Origin of the sequence: Pantoea sp. (assembly GCF_039594315.1) — a bacterium.
Taxonomy (GTDB): Bacteria; Pseudomonadota; Gammaproteobacteria; order Enterobacterales; family Enterobacteriaceae; genus Pantoea.
In genome coordinates this window covers 158430-178322 of record NZ_JBCNNP010000001.1, presented here as the reverse complement: position 1 = coordinate 178322, position 19893 = coordinate 158430, and the positions used below count along the sequence as shown (strand labels likewise).

Annotated in this window: 22 protein-coding genes; 15 read left to right on the top strand and 7 right to left on the bottom strand. The window is 52.6% G+C overall.

The genetic code is table 11. The annotated features are described in order from the left end of the window. Positions 1 to 354 precede the first annotated feature (354 nt). Positions 355 to 1383 carry a LacI family DNA-binding transcriptional regulator gene (locus tag ABDW13_RS00770; RefSeq protein WP_343550463.1) on the bottom strand — a complete coding sequence of 343 codons (1029 nt, stop codon included), beginning with the start codon at positions 1381 to 1383 and terminating at the stop codon, positions 355 to 357. Between the two features lie 470 nt (positions 1384 to 1853). On the opposite strand from ABDW13_RS00770, the gene ABDW13_RS00765 reads away from it, so the two are divergent. Beyond that, positions 1854 to 2804: a substrate-binding domain-containing protein gene (locus ABDW13_RS00765; RefSeq protein WP_343550462.1), complete on the top strand. Its 951-nt coding sequence runs from the start codon at positions 1854 to 1856 to the stop codon at positions 2802 to 2804. Between the two features lie 3 nt (positions 2805 to 2807). On the opposite strand, the gene ABDW13_RS00760 is transcribed toward ABDW13_RS00765, so the two are convergent. After that, positions 2808 to 3677 (bottom strand): PfkB family carbohydrate kinase, encoded by an 870-nt coding sequence (locus tag ABDW13_RS00760; RefSeq protein WP_343550461.1) that lies wholly within the window; start codon positions 3675 to 3677, stop codon positions 2808 to 2810. Positions 3678 to 3705: 28 nt separating this feature from the next. On the opposite strand from ABDW13_RS00760, the gene ABDW13_RS00755 reads away from it, so the two are divergent. From ABDW13_RS00755 to ABDW13_RS00725, 7 genes are read left to right on the top strand one after another with little or no spacing between them, the layout of a single operon-like run. Next, complete coding sequence (locus ABDW13_RS00755) at positions 3706 to 4551, top strand: BtpA/SgcQ family protein (protein WP_343550460.1); 846 nt, start codon at positions 3706 to 3708, stop codon at positions 4549 to 4551. Then, positions 4551 to 5204 (top strand): TenA family protein, encoded by a 654-nt coding sequence (locus tag ABDW13_RS00750; RefSeq protein ID WP_343550459.1) that lies wholly within the window; start codon positions 4551 to 4553, stop codon positions 5202 to 5204. Before ABDW13_RS00755 ends, ABDW13_RS00750 begins: the two co-directional genes overlap by 1 nt. A gap of 2 nt (positions 5205 to 5206) precedes the next feature. Continuing rightward, a complete protein-coding gene (locus ABDW13_RS00745) occupies positions 5207 to 5974 on the top strand; it encodes an ATP-binding cassette domain-containing protein (protein WP_343550458.1) in 768 nt (255 codons plus the stop codon). A 31-nt stretch (positions 5975 to 6005) separates the two neighbouring features. After that, positions 6006 to 6977 carry an autoinducer 2 ABC transporter substrate-binding protein gene (locus ABDW13_RS00740; protein WP_343550457.1) on the top strand — a complete coding sequence of 324 codons (972 nt, stop codon included), beginning with the start codon at positions 6006 to 6008 and terminating at the stop codon, positions 6975 to 6977. 11 nt (positions 6978 to 6988) lie between these two features. Beyond that, positions 6989 to 7930: an ABC transporter permease gene (locus ABDW13_RS00735; RefSeq protein WP_343550456.1), complete on the top strand. Its 942-nt coding sequence runs from the start codon at positions 6989 to 6991 to the stop codon at positions 7928 to 7930. Beyond that, the gene (locus ABDW13_RS00730; protein WP_343550455.1) at positions 7927 to 8871 is read left to right on the top strand and encodes an ABC transporter permease; all 945 of its coding nucleotides are present in this window, start codon (positions 7927 to 7929) and stop codon (positions 8869 to 8871) included. Before ABDW13_RS00735 ends, ABDW13_RS00730 begins: the two co-directional genes overlap by 4 nt. A gap of 2 nt (positions 8872 to 8873) precedes the next feature. Beyond that, complete coding sequence (locus ABDW13_RS00725) at positions 8874 to 10196, top strand: ArgE/DapE family deacylase (protein ID WP_343550454.1); 1323 nt, start codon at positions 8874 to 8876, stop codon at positions 10194 to 10196. Between the two features lie 88 nt (positions 10197 to 10284). On the opposite strand, the gene ABDW13_RS00720 is transcribed toward ABDW13_RS00725, so the two are convergent. The 3 genes from ABDW13_RS00720 to eptA all read right to left on the bottom strand — a co-directional run bounded on the left by ABDW13_RS00720 (position 10285) and on the right by eptA (position 12833). Beyond that, positions 10285 to 10440 carry a hypothetical protein gene (locus ABDW13_RS00720; RefSeq protein ID WP_343550453.1) on the bottom strand — a complete coding sequence of 52 codons (156 nt, stop codon included), beginning with the start codon at positions 10438 to 10440 and terminating at the stop codon, positions 10285 to 10287. A gap of 87 nt (positions 10441 to 10527) precedes the next feature. Next, positions 10528 to 11193 carry a two-component system response regulator PmrA gene (gene pmrA, locus ABDW13_RS00715; protein WP_343550452.1) on the bottom strand — a complete coding sequence of 222 codons (666 nt, stop codon included), beginning with the start codon at positions 11191 to 11193 and terminating at the stop codon, positions 10528 to 10530. After that, entirely contained in the window at positions 11193 to 12833 is a 1641-nt protein-coding gene (gene eptA, locus ABDW13_RS00710) for a phosphoethanolamine transferase EptA (protein ID WP_343550451.1), read from the bottom strand. Before eptA ends, pmrA begins: the two co-directional genes overlap by 1 nt. 262 nt (positions 12834 to 13095) lie before the next feature. Between eptA and ABDW13_RS00705 the strand changes: the two genes are divergently transcribed. The 7 genes from ABDW13_RS00705 to ABDW13_RS00675 all read left to right on the top strand — a co-directional run bounded on the left by ABDW13_RS00705 (position 13096) and on the right by ABDW13_RS00675 (position 18506). Next, positions 13096 to 13860 (top strand): hypothetical protein, encoded by a 765-nt coding sequence (locus ABDW13_RS00705; protein WP_343550450.1) that lies wholly within the window; start codon positions 13096 to 13098, stop codon positions 13858 to 13860. Next, positions 13857 to 14525: a response regulator transcription factor gene (locus ABDW13_RS00700; RefSeq protein WP_343550449.1), complete on the top strand. Its 669-nt coding sequence runs from the start codon at positions 13857 to 13859 to the stop codon at positions 14523 to 14525. The genes ABDW13_RS00705 and ABDW13_RS00700 overlap by 4 nt, the downstream gene beginning before the upstream one ends. Continuing rightward, a complete protein-coding gene (locus ABDW13_RS00695) occupies positions 14501 to 15853 on the top strand; it encodes a HAMP domain-containing sensor histidine kinase (RefSeq protein WP_343550448.1) in 1353 nt (450 codons plus the stop codon). The genes ABDW13_RS00700 and ABDW13_RS00695 overlap by 25 nt, the downstream gene beginning before the upstream one ends. Positions 15854 to 15871: 18 nt before the next feature. Next, positions 15872 to 16480 (top strand): undecaprenyl-diphosphatase, encoded by a 609-nt coding sequence (locus ABDW13_RS00690; protein WP_343550447.1) that lies wholly within the window; start codon positions 15872 to 15874, stop codon positions 16478 to 16480. Further along, the gene (locus tag ABDW13_RS00685) at positions 16467 to 16784 is read left to right on the top strand and encodes a hypothetical protein (protein WP_343550446.1); all 318 of its coding nucleotides are present in this window, start codon (positions 16467 to 16469) and stop codon (positions 16782 to 16784) included. The genes ABDW13_RS00690 and ABDW13_RS00685 overlap by 14 nt, the downstream gene beginning before the upstream one ends. Continuing rightward, positions 16741 to 17217, top strand: a complete 477-nt coding sequence (locus ABDW13_RS00680) for a phosphatase PAP2 family protein (RefSeq protein ID WP_343550445.1) — start codon at positions 16741 to 16743, stop codon at positions 17215 to 17217. The genes ABDW13_RS00685 and ABDW13_RS00680 overlap by 44 nt, the downstream gene beginning before the upstream one ends. A 104-nt stretch (positions 17218 to 17321) precedes the next feature. Then, positions 17322 to 18506: an MFS transporter gene (locus tag ABDW13_RS00675; protein WP_343550444.1), complete on the top strand. Its 1185-nt coding sequence runs from the start codon at positions 17322 to 17324 to the stop codon at positions 18504 to 18506. A 3-nt stretch (positions 18507 to 18509) separates the two neighbouring features. On the opposite strand, the gene ABDW13_RS00670 is transcribed toward ABDW13_RS00675, so the two are convergent. Next, on the bottom strand, positions 18510 to 19421 hold the full coding sequence (locus ABDW13_RS00670; RefSeq protein ID WP_343550443.1) for a LysR family transcriptional regulator: 912 nt from the start codon (positions 19419 to 19421) through the stop codon (positions 18510 to 18512). A 119-nt stretch (positions 19422 to 19540) separates the two neighbouring features. Then, positions 19541 to 19828, bottom strand: a complete 288-nt coding sequence (locus ABDW13_RS00665) for a hypothetical protein (RefSeq protein ID WP_343550442.1) — start codon at positions 19826 to 19828, stop codon at positions 19541 to 19543. Between the last annotated feature and the right edge of the window lie 65 nt (positions 19829 to 19893).

The window sequence follows — 19893 nt, the reverse complement described above, 5'->3', positions numbered from 1 at the left end:
AGTGTGTGGTTGCTGCATTTGATCACTCCCATTGCTAATGCCGGGAACATTGTCTGTTGCTGCGAACCGCGCCGATCTAACACGATTTACATTCTAGTAAACCGGTTTACCTGTCAGATAAAACGCCAGTTCGCAGCAACACCACAATACGTATCAACGATATTTGTTTGCCGCTTACCGCGTTGCAGCTTCTGTGCCAGGTTATTAATTAGCCACTTCAAGCAACAGATAAATGACGTGAATTCAGCAAGATAGAATTTGAGTTATTAGTAAACCGGTTTACTTGCATTGGCAAAAAACGCATTGATTGCTGATGTTTTGCGCCAAAGTTGTGCGTTTTTGCGCCATTGTGGTTCAGGGATGGAGAATTTGAATCGAATCACGTCCCACCCATTCCACCGGCAAACGGGTTTCAAGTGGGATGTCGGCGTCGTTATTCAGCAGGCGCAGCATGATGTCTACGGCGGTGTAACCCAGCTGCCGCGCGGGTTGGCGGATGGTGGAGATGCGCGGCTGCGTCAGATCGGTGTAATTGGCATCATCAAAGCCAACCAGTGAAAGTGCTTCAGGTGCTTGCAGTCCGCTGGCACGCAAACCATCCAGCAAGCCCAGCACTAAATAATCACTGGCGGCGAACACGGCGGTGGGGCGCTTGGTTCCACGAAACAGCTGCTGCAATGCCTGTTGGCCGAATTCGCGCTGATAATTGCCGTACATCACCCATTCCGGCGGCACGGATAAATCGGCCTGCTTCATTGCGGTGCAGAAGCCGAGATAACGTTCACGCACGCTCATCAACTGTTCCGGTCCGCCGATAAATGCGATGTGGCGATGTCCCGCGGCGATCAGCTGTTCGGTGGCGATGCGCCCGCCTTGCACGTTATCGGCGAACACTTTTGGCACGCTGCTGCCGGGGATGTCTTCATCCAGCAACACGATATGCTGATGACGCTGCACCTCTTTGCACAGCACGCCGTTATCCGGGCGGTTGGTGGTGAACAGCAAACCATCCACCTGACGCGTATCCAGCCAGCGAATAAACTGCGCTTCTTTGTCGGGATTGTTGCGTGTGATGCACAAAACCAGGCTATAACCGCGCGCCGAGGCCGCTTCTTCGGCGGCATCCGCCAGTTCGGCGAAGAAGGAGTTGGTGATATCTGGCAGCACCAAACCCAGCGTTTCACTGCCGCCTTTGCTCAGACGACGCGCGAGGCTGTTACCACGATAATCCAGTTGGCGGATGGCGGCCTGAATGCGATCAATCGTCTCTTGCGGCAAGACGATGCTGTGATTCATGTAGCGAGAAACCGTGGCTTTCGATAGCCCGGCCAGTTTTGCCACGTCAGATAACAACACGCGTTTTGTACTCATGTTCCTCGCCATATTCATTGCTGGTCGCGAAATTTAATGCCAACCAGTTTAGTAATGCTTTCAATTACCGCACAATTCTGTAGCGGCGCGATTTATCGCGTTCCGTTGATTTTCAAAGGTCAACACAACGCGATAAATCGCGCCGCTACGATACGTGCGCTTTAGAATTCTGGCTACTCGTTCCTTCAAAACACTTAATCATTGCACATCACTCACCAAATAAACACTTGACAAAAATATTCACTCGGCGAATTGTATGCTCAGTTTACCGCATGACCGGGAATCTATTCCCAAACTGATTTAAGCTAATTCACCAGGTATTCCTAACGGATGGGAATCCGAAAAACGCTTAACCCAGCTGCCTTAACCACACTGCATTTTGCAGTGGATTACTTCATTCCATCGATATTTGCCCGCCACATAAACTCAGCGTTAAAACGCTGGGATACGCTGATTATTGTTTATTCCCGACGAGGAACACCATGATGTTATCTTTCACCGGAAAACTGCGTTCATTGGTATTGGCTTCCACACTTATTTCTGCGGGGTCGTTTTTCTCTGTGGCGCAAGCCGCGCCAACTTATGCGTTAGTACAGATTAATCAGCAAGCGCTGTTCTTTAATTTAATGAATCAGGGTGCGCAAGAAGCCGCAAAGGCCAGCGGTAAAGATTTGGTGATATTCAATGCTACCGATAATCCGGTAGCGCAAAACGATGCGATTGAAAACTATATTCAGCAAGGTGTGAAAGGTATTTTGGTGGATGCGATTGATGTTAACGGCATCATGCCAGCCATTAAAGAAGCGGCGGCGGCTAAAATTCCGGTCATTGCCATTGATGCGGTATTACCGGCAGGACCGCAAGCGGCGCAAGTGGGTGTCGATAACCTCGAAGGCGGCAAAATCCTCGGTAAATATTTCGTCGATTATGTGGCGAAAGAGATGGGCGGCAAAGCGCGTTTGGGTATTGTCGGTGCGCTGAATTCGGCCATCCAAAACCAACGGCAAAAAGGCTTTGAAGACACCATCAAAAGCAACAGCAAAATCACCGTGGCGGATGTGGTTGATGGACAAAATATTCAGGATAACGCCATGACGGCGGCGGAAAACCTGATCACCGGCAACCCAGATTTAACCGCGATTTATGCCACCGGCGAACCGGCGTTATTGGGTGCGATTGCCGCGGTAGAAAACCAGGGCCGCCAGAAAGATATTAAAGTATTTGGCTGGGATTTGACGGCGAAAGCTATCAGCGGCATTGATGGCGGCTACGTCACGGCGGTGTTGCAGCAGGATCCGAAGAAGATGGGCGAAGAGGCACTGAAAGCCCTCAACGCCATCTCTGAGGGCAAAACGGTGAGCAAAACTATTTTGGTGCCCGCCACCGTGGTGACCAAAGCGAACGTAGATAGTTACCGTCCGCTGTTCAAGTAAGGTTTACGCGCTGCGCGTCGCCAGGAGCGCAGCGAGTTCTTGTTGGGTAGGAAAAGCGTTAACGGTGCCAACGCGGCTGACGGTGATCGCGGCGGCCAGGCTGGCATGTTGCAGGGCAAGTTCATCGGGTGGCATGCCGCGCAACAGCGCCGAAGCCAGCATTACACCGAGAAAAGTATCGCCCGCGCCGGTGCTGTCTACCGCGCGCACCGTGGAAGCCGGACTGAAGCACTTTTCGTGGTCGGTGATTAGCCAGGCACCTTGCGCGCCTTGGGTGATCACCAAGTGATTCACACCGGCGGGACGAAGCAACTCGGCTTCTAATTGATTGACCACGGCGATATCGATCAGCGGCCAGAGTTGCGCGAAATCGGCATTAACCGGTGAAGGATTAAATACGGTGATCAAGCCGTTGGCTTTGGCCCAGATAAACAGCGCGCGGGTTTTCTCCAGTGAGAAATTACCTTGCTGCAATAAAATATCGCCGGGTTGCGCATCGGCTAAATAGGGCAGCATTTTTTCTAGTGTTAAAGCATCTGCTGCCGCGGTGGTGGTAATAATCGCGTTATCACCGTCGCTACTGTTGAGAATAATTGAGGTGTCGCTATGCGTGGTTAAATAACTTTCGGGTGATAAGGTTAGCGCTTCATGCGCAATTTGTTGACGAATGAAAGCGCCATTGCTGTCATTACCCGTTGCTGCAATTAAACGTGTCTCAATACCACAGCGTGAAATAACGATCGCCTGATTAGCGCCTTTTCCGCCAATATCCTGCGATGTTTTTACGCCGTGAATCGATGCGCCTTTTTGTGGTAAATCGTTAATCGACCAGGTTTCATCAACCACAATATTCCCTGCAACATAAACTCGCATAATGGTTCTCGTTAATAAGGTGAAGAAGATGGTTTCTATATCAGCAGGAAAAAGTAGCGCAATACAAGATATTTTTTCCAGAAAGAAAGCAGTGATTGGTGTGGTGCATTGTGATGCCTTTCCTGGCTCGCCAAAATATCGCAATAAGCCATTGAAAGATATTATCGAGCGTGCGCTGCGTGATGCGGATAATTATATTGCCGGTGGCGTGCACGGCTTGATTATCGAAAATCATGGCGATATTCCGTTTGCCAAACCCGACGATATTGGCCCGGAAACCGCCGCGTTTATGGCGGTGATCACCGAAAAGATTCGTGAGCGTTTTGGCGTGCCGTTGGGGATTAACGTGCTGGCGAATGCGGCGATTCCCGCCTTCGCCACCGCGCTGGCGGGCGGTGCCGACTTTGTGCGCGTGAATCAGTGGGCCAACGCCTATATCGCTAATGAAGGTTTTATTGAAGGTGCTGCCGCTAAAGCGCTGCGCTATCGCAGCCAGTTACGCGCTGAACACATCCGCGTCTTCGCCGACAGCCACGTAAAACACGGCAGCCACGCTATTGTTGCCGATCGCTCAATCCAGGAGTTAACCCGCGACGTCGATTTCTTCGAAGCCGATGCGGTGATCGCCACCGGCCAACGTACTGGCGACAGCGCCACACTGGACGAGATCGATGAAATCCGTGCCGCCACTGAACTGCCGCTGTTAGTCGGTTCCGGCGTCACGCCCGCCAATATCTGCCAAATCCTCGGACGTACCCAAGGCGTGATCGTTGCCAGCACCTTGAAAGTCGATGGCGTGTGGTGGAACGAAGTGGAACTGGCGCGCGTGAAGCATTTTATGGCAGTCGCGCAAGCAGCGCTGGAGGAGGCGTGATGGAGAGCTTCAGCGATCAGCTTTTGCAGCAGCATCAAACATTGTGGCAGGCGATGCAGCAGCACCCCTTTGTGCTGGATATTGAACGCAATCAACTGCCTGAAAATGTGTTCAATCGCTATCTGGTATTTGAAGGCAATTTCGTTGCCACTGCCATCAACATCTTTGCCTTGGCGGTCAGTAAAGCACCGGATATTCGCCAGCAGCGCTGGTTAATCGGCGTGTTGAATGCGCTGGTGGACACGCAAATTGCCTGGTTTGAACAGGTGCTGGCGCAGCGCAACATCAATCCCAACGATTACCCCGACGATCTGCCCGGCGTGAATGCGTTTCGCGATGGCATGTTCAAGGTGGCGCAACAGGGCAGTTTTGCCGAGATCATCACGCTGATGTTTGGCGCGGAGTGGATGTATTACCACTGGTGCGCACGCGTCAGTAGCCAGCCGATTGCCGACAGCGACATACGGCGCTGGGTCGATATGCATGCGGAAGATGAGTTTTATCAACAAGCGCTGTGGCTGAAAGGCGAACTGGATGCCTGTGCGCAGACCTTGAGCGCCGAAGAGAAAAGCCGCTTGTCGGTGCTGTACGGCCAGGTGTTGCAGTGGGAAGTCGATTTTCACAACGCCGCCTATCCCAGCAGCGGGGCGTGAAGATGAATAGCTGCTTTATTGAGGCGCGCAATATCTGCAAACGCTTTGGTGCCTTGACCGCGTTGAACCAGGTCAATCTCAGCATCCATCGCGGCGAAGTGCTGGCGTTACTCGGCGATAACGGCGCCGGCAAATCGACCTTCACCAAAGTGCTGTCGGGAGCCTACAGCGCCAGCGACGGCGAACTGTGGATTGACGGCAAAGCAGTGAAATTCACCTCGCCGCGCCAGGCTGCCGAACATGGTATCGCCACCATTTATCAGGAGCTGGCGCTGGCGGAAAACCTCAGCATTGCAGAAAACGTGTTTTTGGGGCGTGAACTGAAGCGGCGCGTGTTGGGCATTCCGTTTCTGCGCCGCCGTGAGATGCGTGAACAGGTCGATCAGTTGCTGAAAGATCTCGATGCACACATCTCCGATGCCGAAGCGTCGGTTGGCAGCCTATCCGGTGGGCAGCGCCAGGCGGTGGCGATTTGCCGCGCGCTGAATCTCAATGCGCAACTGGTGATCATGGATGAACCGACCGCCGCGTTGGCGGTGGCCGAAACGCAAAAAGTCCTGCAATTGACGCGCCGCCTGGCTGAACGCGGCTGCGCGGTGGTGCTGATCAGCCACAACATCAGCGATGTGTTTGCGGTAGCCGATCGCATGGTGGTGTTTCGTCGTGGACGAAAAATTGCCGAGCGCCGTCACGCCGAAACCTCGCCCGATGAAATCGTTTCATTAATTACCGGCGCGCATCCCGATGCGCGCGCCTTTGAAAATGCCTAATGGTCACTTCATCAATCCAGGGGAAATAAAGATGCGTCGAATAACTACAGCTGTTTGTTCTCTCTCTTTACTGTTTTCCACGCTGGCGCTCGCCGCTGAAAAAGTGGCGTTTGTACCGCAGATTATCGGCATTCCCTATTTCCAGGCGATGGAAGCGGGCGGCAAACGCGCTGCCAGTGATTTGGGTGTTGAATTTGTCTACAGCGGGCCGGTGGATACCAACCCAATGGATCAGTTGCAGATCGTGCAAAACCTGATTGCGCAGAAGGTCAATGCGATTGGTATCAGCGTGTTAGATGCCTCCAGCATCGCGCCGGTGATGGCGCAGGCCAAGGCCAATAACGTGCATTTGTTTACCAGCGACAGCGATGCGCCAGATAGCGGCCGTCCGGTGTACGTGGCGCAGGCCACCGATCAGGGATTGGGCGAAACCATCATTGATGAGATGGTCAAGCGCGTCGGCGATCACGGCAAAATCGGCATCGTTTCCGGTGAAGCCACCGCTTCGAACCTCAATAGCTGGATTGGCTTCATGCAGCAGCGCGTGAAGAGCAAATATCCCAACGTCACCTTACTCAAACCGCAGTACGCGGGCGGTTCCGCCAGCCGCGCGGCGCAGATCGCTACCGATTTGATGTCAGCCAATCCTGACCTTAAAGGCTTGATTGCTATGGCATCAACCACTTGCCCTGGCGTGGCGCAAGCCATTGAGACCGCTGGCAAAAATGGCAAGGTGATCGGCAGCGGCTTCTGTAGCCCGAACACCGCACGCGCCTACCTGAAAAGCGGTGCCTTTGGTTACACCGTGCTGTGGGATCCAGAGAAACTCGGCTATCTGACCGTGTGGGCCGGTAAACAGTTAATTGATGGCAAAGCCTTCAGCGCCGAAAACAACGTGCCGAGTTTTGCCGAGCCGGTGAAATTTGACAGCAAAACCGGCGTATTGCTGCTCGGTTCGCCTGCGGTGTTCACCAAAGAGAACGTCGATCAGTTCAAATTCTAACGGGGATGCGCATGCAGATGACTTCACGGGAGATCGCCTTGCTGGCGATTGCCCTGCTCGCCAGCGCCGGTTTCGCGTGGTTTTCGCCGTGGTTCGCTACGCTCGATAACCTGCTAACCATTCTGCGCAATAGCAGCGAACTGCTGCTGATCGCACTTGGCATGACATTGGTGATTGCGATGGGCGGCGTCGATGTGTCGGTTGGCGTGGTGATGGGCGTGGCGGCGTGGGGCGTCGGGCAACTGCTGCTGGCGCAATCACCGTGGCTGGCGGCGCTGGCCGGTCCGCTGCTGGGATTGTTGTTAGGGCTGATCACCGCGCTGGTGGTGGTGATTGGCCGCATTCCGGCCATTGTCGGCACGCTCGGTTTGTTTGGCGTGTGGCGCACCGGCTTGTTCGCTTTGCTCGGCGGCCAGTGGCTTTCCGGCTTGCCCGACGGTTTAACCAGCGGATTAATGCATTCGCTGCTGGGATTGCCGTTGATGGCGTGGGTCATCGTGCTGGCGTGGGCGGCTGTGTGGTTGATGTTGCGCCATACGCCGTACGGATTGTGGCTGCTGGCGGCGGGCAATTCAGAGGAGAAAGCGCGGCTGGCCGGCATTCCGGTGACACAAGTGCGCATCGCCACCTTCATGGTCAGCGGCTTGCTGTGCGGCATCGCCGCCACCTGTTATATCGCCACCTATCGCAACGTTGAAATGACCGTTGGCGGCAGTTTAGCGCTGGAAGCGATTGCTGCGGTGGTGCTGGGCGGCACACGCATCACCGGCGGTTCGTGCAGCTTGTTGGGCACGCTGCTCGGCGTGTTATTGCTGCGCATTTTGCAGAACGGTTTGCTGCTGGTGGGGATTCCGTCGCTGTGGCAAACCGTGGTCACCGGCGCGGTGCTGTTGATTGTCCTGAGCAGTGAAGCGGCCAGCGGACGCATGTTCACCTTCCGGAGGTTGGCATGACTTTCTGGCGCAAATCACCGGATATCACGCTACTGATCGCACTGTGGCTGCTGCTGGCGCTGGGTATCGTGCTGGTGCTGCCGCAGATGCTGGCAAGCTGGTCGATCACCTCGATTCTGCAATTCGCCACCTTGCTTTCATTGGTCGCACTCGGCCAATCGCTGGTGGTGATGACGGGCGGTGGCGGCATTGATTTGTCGGTCGGCGGCAATGTGTCGTTATCGGCGGTGATCGGCATGCTGGCGCTCGATCAGGGACTCAATCCGGCGCTGCTGCCGTTGGTGTGTTTACTTAGCGGCACGCTGGCGGGAGCGATCAACGGCTTGCTGATCGCCCGGTTACGACTTTGGCCGCTGATTGTCACGCTCGGCAGCTTCTATCTGTTTTCCGGCCTGGCGCTGGCATTAACCGGCGGCGCAGCGATTGCCGGGGTGCCAGCGGAATTAACCCAGTGGGGACGCGGTGCGCAATTGGCGATCCCATTGCCGTTTCTCACCTGCGTGATCCCGGCCTTCTTCATCGCCTGGCTGATTCTGAGCAAAAGCGCGTGGGGCAAGTGGATTTATGCCTGCGGCTTCAATGAACACGCCACGCGGCTGGTCGGCATTCCGGTTGATCGACTGCGTTTGCTGGCTTACTGCCTGAGTGGATTGCTGGCGGGCTGTGCTGGATTTGTCTCTCTCAGTTGGCTGGGCAGCGCGCGGCCAGAAATCGGCGTCAATCTGGAACTCGAATCTCTCACCGCAGCTCTGCTCGGCGGCGTCGCCATTTTTGGCGGGCGCGGCAGCGTGATCGGCATATTAGCGGCGGCGCTGATGCTGGTCACCATCAAAACCTGCATGTTGCAGTTGGGACTGAACAGCGTCTGGCAACTTGGCGTGGTGGGTATTCTGTTAATTATCGTGTTGATGGCACAACGACTTTTCATCTATCGGAGATAACCATGAATCTGACCGAACAAATCAGCGCGCACGTTGATGCCAGCGCCGAACGTATCGCACAAACACTGTGCGACCTGCTGGCGTTTCCCTCGATTGTGAAGGCCGATCCGCGTGAGGCTGGACCGGGCGAGCGTGATTGCCAACGGTATCTGCAACAACGCCTCGAAGCGCTGGGCATGACAACCGATCTTTGGGATCCCGATGGCCCGGCGCTGTACGACAAATATCAGGGCCGACCGGGCGCAAATAAAGGCCGCACTTTTGAAGGACGTCCCAATCTGGGCGGCACCTTAGCGGGCGCGGGCGGCGGAAAATCGCTGATGCTAACTGGCCATATTGATGTGGTGCCGCCGGGGCCGCCGGAACACTGGCACAGCGATCCGTTCGTACCAGAAATTAAAAATGCGGCGGTGTACGGCCGTGGCGCAGTCGATATGAAAGGCGGCGTCGCCTGCATGTTGATGGCAGTTGAGTTGTTGCAGGATCTCAATATTCGTCTGGCGGGCGATGTGGTGTTCACCACCGTGGTCGATGAGGAGATTGGCGGCATGGGTTCGCTGGCGATGGTCGATCGCGGCTTTAAAGCCGATGCGGGCATCATGACTGAACCAACGGCCAATCGTATTTCACCGATTTGCCACGGCATTTTGTGGGGACGGATTATTCTCGATGGGATCGGCGGGCACGCTGAACTCACGCCAAACAGTTGGGACAGCAGCGGCCCGGTGGATGCGGTCACTTTGTGTCGACAAATGCTCGATGGCCTGGATGTGCTCAACCGTCGCTGGCAAACCCAACCGAATAAAAATCATCCGCTGATGGAAATGCCGAATCAAATTATTGTGACGCAGTTGAAAGTGGGTGAACATCCCGCGTCGATTGCCGGTCGCGCCGAGATCGTGATTGATGTGCAATATTTGCCCGCCGAAAAAGATGAGATGGGTTTGGGCGGCAACGTTAAAAAAGAGATTGAAGCGCATGTGGCGAAGGTTTGCGCGCTCGATCCCTATCTGGCGCAGCATCCAGCGCGAATTGAATGGATTCTGGATGCCGATTGCGCCGAAATCGCCGCCGATCATCCTTTTGTCACCACTTTCCAGCAAGGCGTGGGCGATGCGGCGTTGAATCCGCAACTGGCGGGATTCGGTGCGCACAGCGATATTGGCTTGCCGAGTACGCTCGGTCAAACGCCAACGGTGAACTTCGGCCCCGGCGATCCGGCGATGTCACATCAACCCAATGAACATGTGCCGATCAGCGATTTGGTGGCGTGCACCAAGGCGATTGCGTTGACGCTGGTGCGTTGGTGCGGAACGGCTTCGTAGGGCACAAACCTTTGCACGTTCCGTAGCGGCGCGATTTATCGCGTTCAGTTGAATTTAAAACGTCAACACAACGCAATAAATTGCGCCGCTACGGTTCTGGTGAATTTTTTAATGTTTGTTCGAGGAAATCGGTGGTGTGATGCATCCAGCAGCGCATATCAAACAGGTCGAGCACCAAGCTAATAGAGATAAAGGCAATGCAGAGAATGAAAATAATCGCGAGATAATAAGGCAAAACTGACATCTATTCCTCCCTGGAATGTGCTCGACAGCGGAGGGCATTATTACTTAAATTTTTCTTATAGACAAATCAACACGCCAAATCGCACGTTTACTCTTCATCCACTACTAAGGTGTAACCAAAGCCGCGTGTGGTCTTAATAAAGGAGCGGCCAATCTTTTCACGCAGGTTATGAATATGCACTTCTAAGGTATTGGTGGCCGGTTCGGTGGACCAATTATAAATATCGTTAAACAACACTTCGCGATGTACCGGTTGCCCAGCTTTAAACATCAAGCGCGACAATATCGCATACTCTTTCGGGGTTAATTCCAGCGCTTTGCCCGCCAGGAAAATTTGCTTATTGTTGATGTTGAGCGAAAACTCGCCGACATTTAACGTCTCATCACCTTCATTAAGATGACGGCGAATCAGCGCGCGAACGCGCGCTAATAGTTCATCCAATGAGAAGGGCTTCAGCAAATAGTCATCAGCCCCAGCATCCAAGCCGATAATTCGGTCATTAACGCTATCGCGTGCGGTAAGAATTAATACCGGCACGCTGATTTTGTTTTGGCGTAATCGCAGAAGAAAATTAATCCCGTCGTCGTCAGGCAAACCCAAATCCAGAATAATCAGGCTGTAATGCCCACTTTGCAAACTGGCTTCGGCGATGCGCACGGTGGAAACCGCGTCGCAAATATAGCCTTTTCTTTCCAGGGCAATCACTAAGCCCTGCAACAGCAATTCATCATCTTCTACGATCAGCGCTTTCATTAATGATCGCTCCGGCACGCGGTGAGAATATCATCAGCTGGCTTGTATTCATGGGTCTGAATACCGGTTAAGCCGAGCATGGTAGAGAACAAGTTATCCTGCGAGAAACCTTGCTGTGCCGCTTTCTTATCGATGCAGGATTTATCCACGCCATAGCGCTGTTGATAATCCGGCGACAGCCAAATCAGCATCGGCACATGTTTCTGTTCCGACGGCGCAATGGCATACGGCATGCCGTGCAGATAAGCGCCATTTTCACCCAGTGATTCGCCGTGGTCAGAAAGATAGACCAGGCTGGTGGTGAATTGGTCTTGATGTGACTTAAGCACATTGATGGCTTTATCGACGATGTAATCGATATACAAAATCGTATTGTCGTAGGTATTCACCAGTTGTTCTTGCGAGCAATCCTGAATCTGATTGGTATCACAAGTTGGCGTGAATTTCTTAAACTGCGGCGGATAACGGTTGTAATACGTTGGACCGTGGCTGCCGATGGTATGCAGAACGATCACACCGTTGCCTTTGAGATTTTTAATGTAATCCTCGATGCCGTGGAATAACACTTCGTCATAACACTCGCCCTCGTGGCACATATCCGGCAGGTTAAGTGCGGTCATATCCTGATGCGGCACACGATCGCAGGCACCTTTACAGCCGCCGTCGTTATCATTCCACAACACCTGCACGCCCGCGCGCTGGATAATATCCAGTAGACCTTCCTGATGGCTGGCCAGTGAATCATCATAATTGCTGCGCGGCATATTCGAGAACATGCAAGGCAATGAAACCGCCGTTGCGGTACCGCACGATTGGGTATTCGGGAAATAAGAGACGTCATCTTTTGCCAGCAGTGGCGTGGTTTCACGCTCATAACCATTAAGCTGGAAATTCACCGCACGCGTGGTTTCACCCACCACTAAAATGGTCAGGTTCTTCTTCGGGCCTGCCAACATCTGGGGTTTTTGCTGCGCATCCAGACCAATTTGCACCAGCGGTAAATTCGCCGTTTTGCTGTGGTTATACCAGGAAAGGGTCGCCACAATGGAATTGGACGGGCTAAGCGATTTAATCAGTTCTTTTTGATTACGGAACAGCGAGGCGTAATCTTTATAAAAGAACATGGCTACCAATGAAATACACAGCACCGATACCACGATGGATGCAATGCGTTTGGCGGCACTTTTCCAGAAAGATGGGCCATTATTGACGCGAATCCACCACGCTAATAGCGCAGCCAACAGGCCGCTTATCACCAGTGTGACAATTAATTTTGGCGACATTAACGCCATTGATTCCGATGCCGTGGTATCCATCACATTGGTGATCATCGAACGGTCGATGACAATGCCAAAGCTCCAGATAAAGTATTGCGCCGAGGCAGAGACCAGCACAAACAGCGCAATCACTAAGCGGTCGAGCCAGATAAAAGAGGCCAGCGTAGTAATAATATTGATGACGCTAAATGCCACTAATGGCATGGAAAGGAATACCAAAATATTGCGCAGGTTATCCAGCGGCAAGGCGCTAATAACCTGGCGATAAAATGCTATGTTGAGAAAAACCGCAATATAAACCGAAAAAAGGGCAATAAAAGCCAGCCGACTTAACGTGGGTCTTTTTGACAGCGAAAACGTCATGAAAACATCCGTATGAGTGAAGATGCGAGAAAGCTTAAGAAACTAAGGTTAAGTGAACCTTAAGCATAGTCATAAATCTGTAACCAATGATTAATTAATTGAATTTATTGATTTATTTAATATGGGGCAAGGTCTTGGTTTGCCATGATGCGTAGCGGCGCGATTAATCACATCATTTTCCACTGATAAAATTTCGCGATTTAAGGGAGCTTTAAGTTTACTTCGTCATGCTGGGTTCAATACTCAGACGGGGAATCCCAACATGACCGATCATTTAACCGACCTTAAAACCAAGGTCCCGCAAGCGACGCTGCTGTTTTGGGTGTTGAAAATGATGTCGACCACGGTGGGAGAAACCGGAGCCGACTGGATTAATTTTGGCCTGGGCTTTGGCCTGGTCCATACCTCAATCATCGCGGCGGGCTTATTCCTCATCGTCCTTATTTTCCAGCTTAAGTCACCACGTTATATTTCCTGGCTTTACTGGATAACCGTTTTATTAGTCAGTATTACCGGTACGCTGATCACCGATTATTTAACCGACCAAATGCAAGTGCCGCTGCTCTATTCGGTGGCGATGTTTGGTTCAGCTTTAGTGATGGTTTTAATGTTCTGGCATCGCACTGAAGGCACGCTGGAATTCTCCGCAATCAATACCGTGAGCCGTGAACTCTATTATTGGCTCGCCATCATGATCACCTTCGCCTTTGGTACCGCATTAGGCGATGCCCTCGCAGAACGTTTAGGGCTGGGATATTTATCCACCTCGCTGTTGTTTGCGGTGTTAATTGCGATTAGCGCTTTCCTGTGGCGCTTACGCGTGCTCAGCGCTGTGGCGTGTTTCTGGACGGTTTATGTCTTAACCCGACCTTTAGGCGCGGCGTTAGCCGATCTGTTCTCGCAGCCGATTAAAGAGGGTGGGTTGGGTTACGGCACCACACCAGTGAATATTATTTTCCTGGTCGGCATGGTGACGTTAATCGGCGCATCCAGTTTTTACAGTCGTATTCCGCAGGAGCGCCCGTGAGAGTGCTGTTGGTTGAAGACGACCGCATGATCGGTGCCGCGGTGCATGCAGCATTGAAAGATGCCGCCTATGCAGCGGATTGGGTACGCGATGGTGCACAAGCGTTGCTCAGCATTGAAACGCACCATTACGATCTGGTGCTGCTGGATCTGGGATTACCGCAGCGTAATGGTTTCGAAGTGCTCAACGATTTGCGTCGTCGCGGTAATCAAGTGCCTTTGCTGATCGTCACGGCGCGCGATGCGTTGGAAGATCGCTTGCAAGGGTTGGATTCCGGTGCCGATGATTACGTGCTCAAACCTTTCGAAATGAGTGAGTTACTGGCGCGCGCCAGAGCGGTGATGCGGCGCAAAGCGGGCAACGCCACGCCGCTTTTTACCAACGGTACGCTGGAACTCAATCCCACTACGCGTGAAGTACTGCACCTCGAACGCCAGCAAAAACATCTGTTATCCAGCCGCGAATATGCCTTGCTGCACGCACTGATGATGCAGCCGGGGCAGATTTTCTCACGCAGCGAGCTGGAGGAAAAGATCTACGGCTGGGGCGAGGAGATCGAAAGCAACGCCGTGGAGTATTTCATCCATGCGCTGCGCAAAAAACTGGGCAGTGATGCGATTAAAAATATTCGAGGCGTGGGATGGAAAGTCTCAAAAGGCGAGTGAACGAGTCGGTGCAGCTGCGCCTGTCGTTCGTGCTATGCATGGCGGTGGGCGGCATTGCGTTATTGAGCGGCGTGTTGGGTTTTCTCTCTGCCTGGGATGAAGCGCATGAGTTGCAGGATTCGTCATTGCAGCAAATCGCCAGCCTCGCCAAAGATGGCATGCTCACGCCGCGCAACGACAATTTTGTCAGCCCGCCGCTGCACGATGAAGAAGCGTCACGCGTGGTGGTGCATTTTCTGCTGCCCGCAGGCCAGGCGTTGGCAACCACGCCAGATCACTTTGCGTTACCGGCCAACTTAGACACGGGTTTTCACACGCTAAAGATCAATCGGCACGCTTATCGGGTGTTGATTGAGGATGTGCATGATGGCATTCGCGTCGCGGTTGCGCAGCGCGCCTCGGTGCGTGAAAGCGTGGCGTTATCCTCGGCGCTGCGCACTCTGGTGCCATTCTTCATTCTGTTTCCAGTGCTGCTGTATTTGGTCGCCGATTTTGTGCGCAAGATTTTCCGTCCCATTCGCCAGTTGGCCGATGATGTGGATGCGCAAAGTGATGGCTTAAATGCGGCGATTAACAGTGAATCCTTGCCGCGCGAAATCACGCCCTTCGTCAATGCGATCAATCGTTTATTAAAGCGCTCGGCGGAATCGGTGGAATTGCAGCGGCGATTTGTGGCGGACGCCGCACACGAATTGCGCTCGCCACTGACGGCGTTGCTGCTGCAAACCGCTCGCTTAGAGGCCGGTGATTTGCCGCCAGCCAGCCGCAACAGCCTCGGCGTATTGCGTGAAGGCATGAAACGCATGGCGGCGCTGGTCGAGCAATTATTAAGCCTGAGCCGGGCGCAAAGTGGCGAAAATATCAAATTGCCACCGCCGGAGAATATTGCGGTATTTGCGGTGATCAAACAGGTGATTTCAGATTTACATCCTTTAGCGGAAGAGAAATCGCAGGATATCGGCGTGGTCGGCGAAAGCAATACGTTAGTTTCTGTTCGTCCTTCTGAGCTGTATACGGTATTGCGCAACATCATTCACAACGCGATTCAATATACGCCGGTACACGGAAAAATAGATATTTCGCTGCATGATCATCAAGGTTGGGTCTCGATTGAAGTTGAGGACTCTGGCCCCGGTATTCCGCCCGATAAAAGAGAGCGGGTATTTGATGCCTTTTATCGCATTGAAGGCAGCGACGTTATTGGTTCTGGCCTGGGATTATCCATTGTCGGCGCCATGATGGCGCGCATGAAAGGGCGGGTGAAACTCAGTTCAGCCAAACAAACGTCATCAGGTTTGAACGTTCAACTTTCACTGCCACATATTTAAGTTTACAAGGAGAGGAATATGTTTTTAACGTCTGAAACTGCGGAAAATATTAACGATACATTGTTTCTGTTGATCAATGCCCCGGCACACGCATCACATTTATTATTGGGCTTCGGCAATCTGTGTGCTTCCGGATTGATCTTTCTCTATCCGCTGATGCTGCTGATTTATTGGTTCAGCTTCAATAACACCAAGCAGAAAATCGCACTTCAGGCGTTACTGGCATCGCTGTTGGCGTTAAGCGCGAACATGGTGATTGCCCATTTCTTCACGCATCCGCGGCCATTTATGGTGCCGATCGGCCATACCTTTATTAGCCATGCCGCCGACTCCTCGTTCCCCAGCGACCACATGACGCTGGCCTGCGCCATTGCCATCAGTTTTATCTTCAGCAAAAAAAACGTTGCTGGCATGAGTTTGTTGTTATTGGCGCTGTTTATTGGTTGGGGACGTGTCTATTTAGGTGTGCACTTCCCTGGCGATATTTTAGGTTCGCTATTAGTGGCAACCTTCTGTGGCTGGATGGTGAAAAAGTCAGAAAATATATTCGATCCGCTATTTGGCAAGCTTTATCGATTGAATGATTGGCTCTTTGGTTCATTGAAACGTTCGAATGTCAAAAGCTGATGCGGGTTATATGCATGCAACTGTTGCGCAAACCGCTATTTTTACTTTTACTCATCAGTGGGATGTTATTTTGCATCCCGTTGCTGGCGTGGGTATTACATTGGCAATGGCATGCCAATGCACAATCGTCATTGTTGTGGGGATTTTATTTATTTACGCAAACCGTCAGCCGACCTTTTGGTTATATAACGTCATTGGTGTTGCTGATAATGATGTTTTATTCGCTCGGCATCCCGCGTATTCAGTGGGGGAAATTTGCCTTGGCGTTGCTGTTACCGGTGATTATTGGTCAGTTGGCGATTAATGTGATCAAGCAACACAACCAGGAACCGCGCCCTTATGTGGTGTGGCTGAGCCAAACTGATCGCCAAGCCGATCAGCACTTTTACCAACTTGATGTCGCGCAGCGGCAACAGCTGATTAAACGGGATTTAGCCAGCAACGGCGCGATTCCCGCCTGGCAGCAGCAGCATTGGCTGGCGCAAACCGATCCTGCGTTCCCATCAGGACATACCATTTTCGCCGCAACATGGGCATTAATGGCGGTGAGCTTACTGCTGGCGCGCGGAAAATGGCTGCTTTCCACTGTGATTGTGCTGTGGGCCGCTGGCGTTATTATCAGCCGCCTGGCATTGGGCATGCACTGGCCGGGTGATGTGTTTGTCTCGATTATGCTGGCGCTGTATCTCAGCATGCCGTCGGTGTATTGGCTGCGCGGAGGTTTTACCGGCGATTGACGAATTTATGTCGTCAAAGATGCGCGTAGAGTGATATTTCCGAGTTGAGCTAACTCCTTAAGAATAGCGCTATCCAAAACAGGCTTATTCTTATAGGTAGTACGATGCAAAACAAAGGTTCACTGCTGTTATTGACGCTTTCTGTCGCCGTTTTTGGCGTCATCACCACGGAAATTGGCATTATTGGCTTGCTGCCAAAACTGGTTTCACAACTGCATGTTACCGCCACGCAGGTCGGATTTTTGGTCAGCATCTACGCGCTGATTGTGGCGGTAACCGGCCCGTTTATTACGCTGCTGTTGTCTGGCGTAAACAAAAAGACCGTGTTGTTGGCAATCCTGTTGGTATTTGTGGTTTCAAACCTGATTTACGCCACCACCGATGTGTTTAACATGATGTTGGCGTTCCGTATCTTGCCAGCGTTGATGCATGCGGTGTTCTTTTCCGTTGCGTTAGTGGTCGCCAGCAACTCGGTGCCGAAAGAAAAATCTGCCGGTGCCGCGGCCAAAATCTTTGCCGGCGTCGCCGTCGGTTTAGTGCTGGGCGTGCCGCTGAATACCTTGCTGGCCGAACATTTCTCATTGGCGGTGGCGTTCTGGTTTGCGGCAGCGGCTTGTCTGGTCGCCTTTATCGGCATCCTGCTGTTTGTGCCGTCGATGCCCGCCACGCAGAAGGTCTCTTACGTCAGCCAGCTACGCGTGTTACGTAACGGCAAACTGTGGTTAACCATCGTCACGGTCACGATGATTTTTGCCGCGATGTTCTCCAGCTTTAGCTACGTCGCGGACTATCTCGCGCGCATCACTCAGATGGATAACAACGACATCAGCGCCATGCTGCTGCTGTTTGGTATTTGTGGTTTCATCGGCAATTTTGTCTTCAGTAGCTTCCTGCAAAAGAGTGTGGTGAAAACCACGTATCTCTATCCACTGCTGTTCGCGTTTGTCTTGCTGCTGATTTGGCTGGTGGGAAGTTCAGTGCTGGCGATGTGCCTGTTAACGGTTTTTTGGGGCGCGTTCCACTCTTCAGGACTGGTGATCAGCCAAACCTGGTTGATGCGAGAAGCCAGCCAGGCACCTGAATTTGCCAACAGCTTATATATGTCGTTTTCCAACCTCGGCATCACCGTGGGTTCTCTGGTCGGCGGCTGGTTTATCGCGCAGTTTGGCACCCATTCAGTGGTGTTCAGCAGCATTATCTTTGCACTGCTGGCCTTTATTAGCATCGTGATTAAGCAGCGCGCAGACAATCCCGCTAGTGTTGCCTGTAACCCGCTCAAGCAAAACTAACTGTTAATCTAATAAACCGTCTTCAGCTGCCTTCACCAATATATCGACGATATAGCGGATTTTAGGCAGCAACTGACGACTTTTCGGCCACAAAGCGCTGACGGGCATTTCGGCTCCGGCATGCTCGTTCAGCACTTCTTGCAGTTTCCCATTCGCCAGATCCTCTCCCACTAACCAGCGCGGCAATTGCGAAAGCCCACAACCGGCGCGCACCGCCGCGAGCATGGCATCACCATCGGCAAATTCATGGGTTGCAGGGGGAATCAAGCGGGTAATCTCGGCGTCTGGATTTTTCAACAACCAGTTTTTCGGCTGATTACGGCGCAGTCCGACAATGCAGTGATGTTGGCTGATATCGGCGGGTTGTTGCGGTACGCCATGTAGCTGGAGATAGTCGGGCGAAGCACAGATCACCAGTTTTTGCGTGGTCAAGCGACGCGCCACTAAGCCACTGCTGTCCGCCAGTTCACCAATGCGCACCACCAGATCGATGCCTTCCTCAATCGGATCGACAAAGCGTTCACTGAAGGTGACGGTGATGGCGAGATTAGGGTGATGACGCAGAACGTTTAGCAAATGGGGAAGGATGCGTTGCCGGCCAAATGCCGCCGGCAGATCGATTCGCAATCTGCCTGCAGGCTCAACGATATGTGAGGTGAGTTCGGCTTCGGCTTGCTCAAGAATTTCAATCGCATGCTGGCTGCTTTCCAGAAACCGCTCGCCGTCGGGCGTTAGACTCAGGCGGCGGGTTGAGCGCTGAAACAGTTGCAGCCCTAACCGGGCTTCGAGTCGCGCCACGCTTTTCGCCACTGCCGATTTGGTCAAACCTAAACGTTCCGCCGCTGCCGTGAAGCTGCCGTGTTGAGCGGTAGTAACAAAAGCGGTAATGCCGCCAAGGTGATCGGTTTTGCGCATGTGCTGAATACTCGAACGAATTAAGACAGTGCAAATTGTAGCGTTTGGCGAGAGATTGGGGAATTTATGGATACAACGGAAGGGAAGTAAGGTCGCCATTTATGGCGACCGATTTAACATTATTGCTTCTGCTGATACACCGGCGATGAAACTGATTGATCGCTTAACGGATGCTGATTGCTGCCGTTATTGTAATGACGCGCCTGATCGCCATCGCCGTTATTGATCTTGCTCTCATGCAGGTCGAACGGATAATTCTCTTCGATTTGATTGCGGTTATGTGTCCAACTCGCTGGCGTCAGCAGCCAGGTATTTGCGGTACGCTCGACGCCACTATTTGCCTCAACCTGCGTCACGGCCAGTAATGATAAAGCGGCTAAAACAATTACCATCAGTTTATGTTTCATAGGTCACCTCGGGGTTAAAACAACACCGTTTGTGTTGATGGCGTTATTATCTCTCGCCCGCAGTG

Coding starts and splice junctions, on each gene's coding strand:
- ABDW13_RS00770 (WP_343550463.1), bottom strand. CDS start 1,383: ATGGCGAGGAACATGAGTACAAAACGCGTGTTGTTATCTGACGTGGCA.
- ABDW13_RS00765 (WP_343550462.1), top strand. CDS start 1,854: ATGATGTTATCTTTCACCGGAAAACTGCGTTCATTGGTATTGGCTTCC.
- ABDW13_RS00760 (WP_343550461.1), bottom strand. CDS start 3,677: ATGCGAGTTTATGTTGCAGGGAATATTGTGGTTGATGAAACCTGGTCG.
- ABDW13_RS00755 (WP_343550460.1), top strand. CDS start 3,706: ATGGTTTCTATATCAGCAGGAAAAAGTAGCGCAATACAAGATATTTTT.
- ABDW13_RS00750 (WP_343550459.1), top strand. CDS start 4,551: ATGGAGAGCTTCAGCGATCAGCTTTTGCAGCAGCATCAAACATTGTGG.
- ABDW13_RS00745 (WP_343550458.1), top strand. CDS start 5,207: ATGAATAGCTGCTTTATTGAGGCGCGCAATATCTGCAAACGCTTTGGT.
- ABDW13_RS00740 (WP_343550457.1), top strand. CDS start 6,006: ATGCGTCGAATAACTACAGCTGTTTGTTCTCTCTCTTTACTGTTTTCC.
- ABDW13_RS00735 (WP_343550456.1), top strand. CDS start 6,989: ATGCAGATGACTTCACGGGAGATCGCCTTGCTGGCGATTGCCCTGCTC.
- ABDW13_RS00730 (WP_343550455.1), top strand. CDS start 7,927: ATGACTTTCTGGCGCAAATCACCGGATATCACGCTACTGATCGCACTG.
- ABDW13_RS00725 (WP_343550454.1), top strand. CDS start 8,874: ATGAATCTGACCGAACAAATCAGCGCGCACGTTGATGCCAGCGCCGAA.
- ABDW13_RS00720 (WP_343550453.1), bottom strand. CDS start 10,440: ATGTCAGTTTTGCCTTATTATCTCGCGATTATTTTCATTCTCTGCATT.
- pmrA (WP_343550452.1), bottom strand. CDS start 11,193: ATGAAAGCGCTGATCGTAGAAGATGATGAATTGCTGTTGCAGGGCTTA.
- eptA (WP_343550451.1), bottom strand. CDS start 12,833: ATGACGTTTTCGCTGTCAAAAAGACCCACGTTAAGTCGGCTGGCTTTT.
- ABDW13_RS00705 (WP_343550450.1), top strand. CDS start 13,096: ATGACCGATCATTTAACCGACCTTAAAACCAAGGTCCCGCAAGCGACG.
- ABDW13_RS00695 (WP_343550448.1), top strand. CDS start 14,501: ATGGAAAGTCTCAAAAGGCGAGTGAACGAGTCGGTGCAGCTGCGCCTG.
- ABDW13_RS00690 (WP_343550447.1), top strand. CDS start 15,872: ATGTTTTTAACGTCTGAAACTGCGGAAAATATTAACGATACATTGTTT.
- ABDW13_RS00685 (WP_343550446.1), top strand. CDS start 16,467: ATGTCAAAAGCTGATGCGGGTTATATGCATGCAACTGTTGCGCAAACC.
- ABDW13_RS00675 (WP_343550444.1), top strand. CDS start 17,322: ATGCAAAACAAAGGTTCACTGCTGTTATTGACGCTTTCTGTCGCCGTT.
- ABDW13_RS00670 (WP_343550443.1), bottom strand. CDS start 19,421: ATGCGCAAAACCGATCACCTTGGCGGCATTACCGCTTTTGTTACTACC.
- ABDW13_RS00665 (WP_343550442.1), bottom strand. CDS start 19,828: ATGAAACATAAACTGATGGTAATTGTTTTAGCCGCTTTATCATTACTG.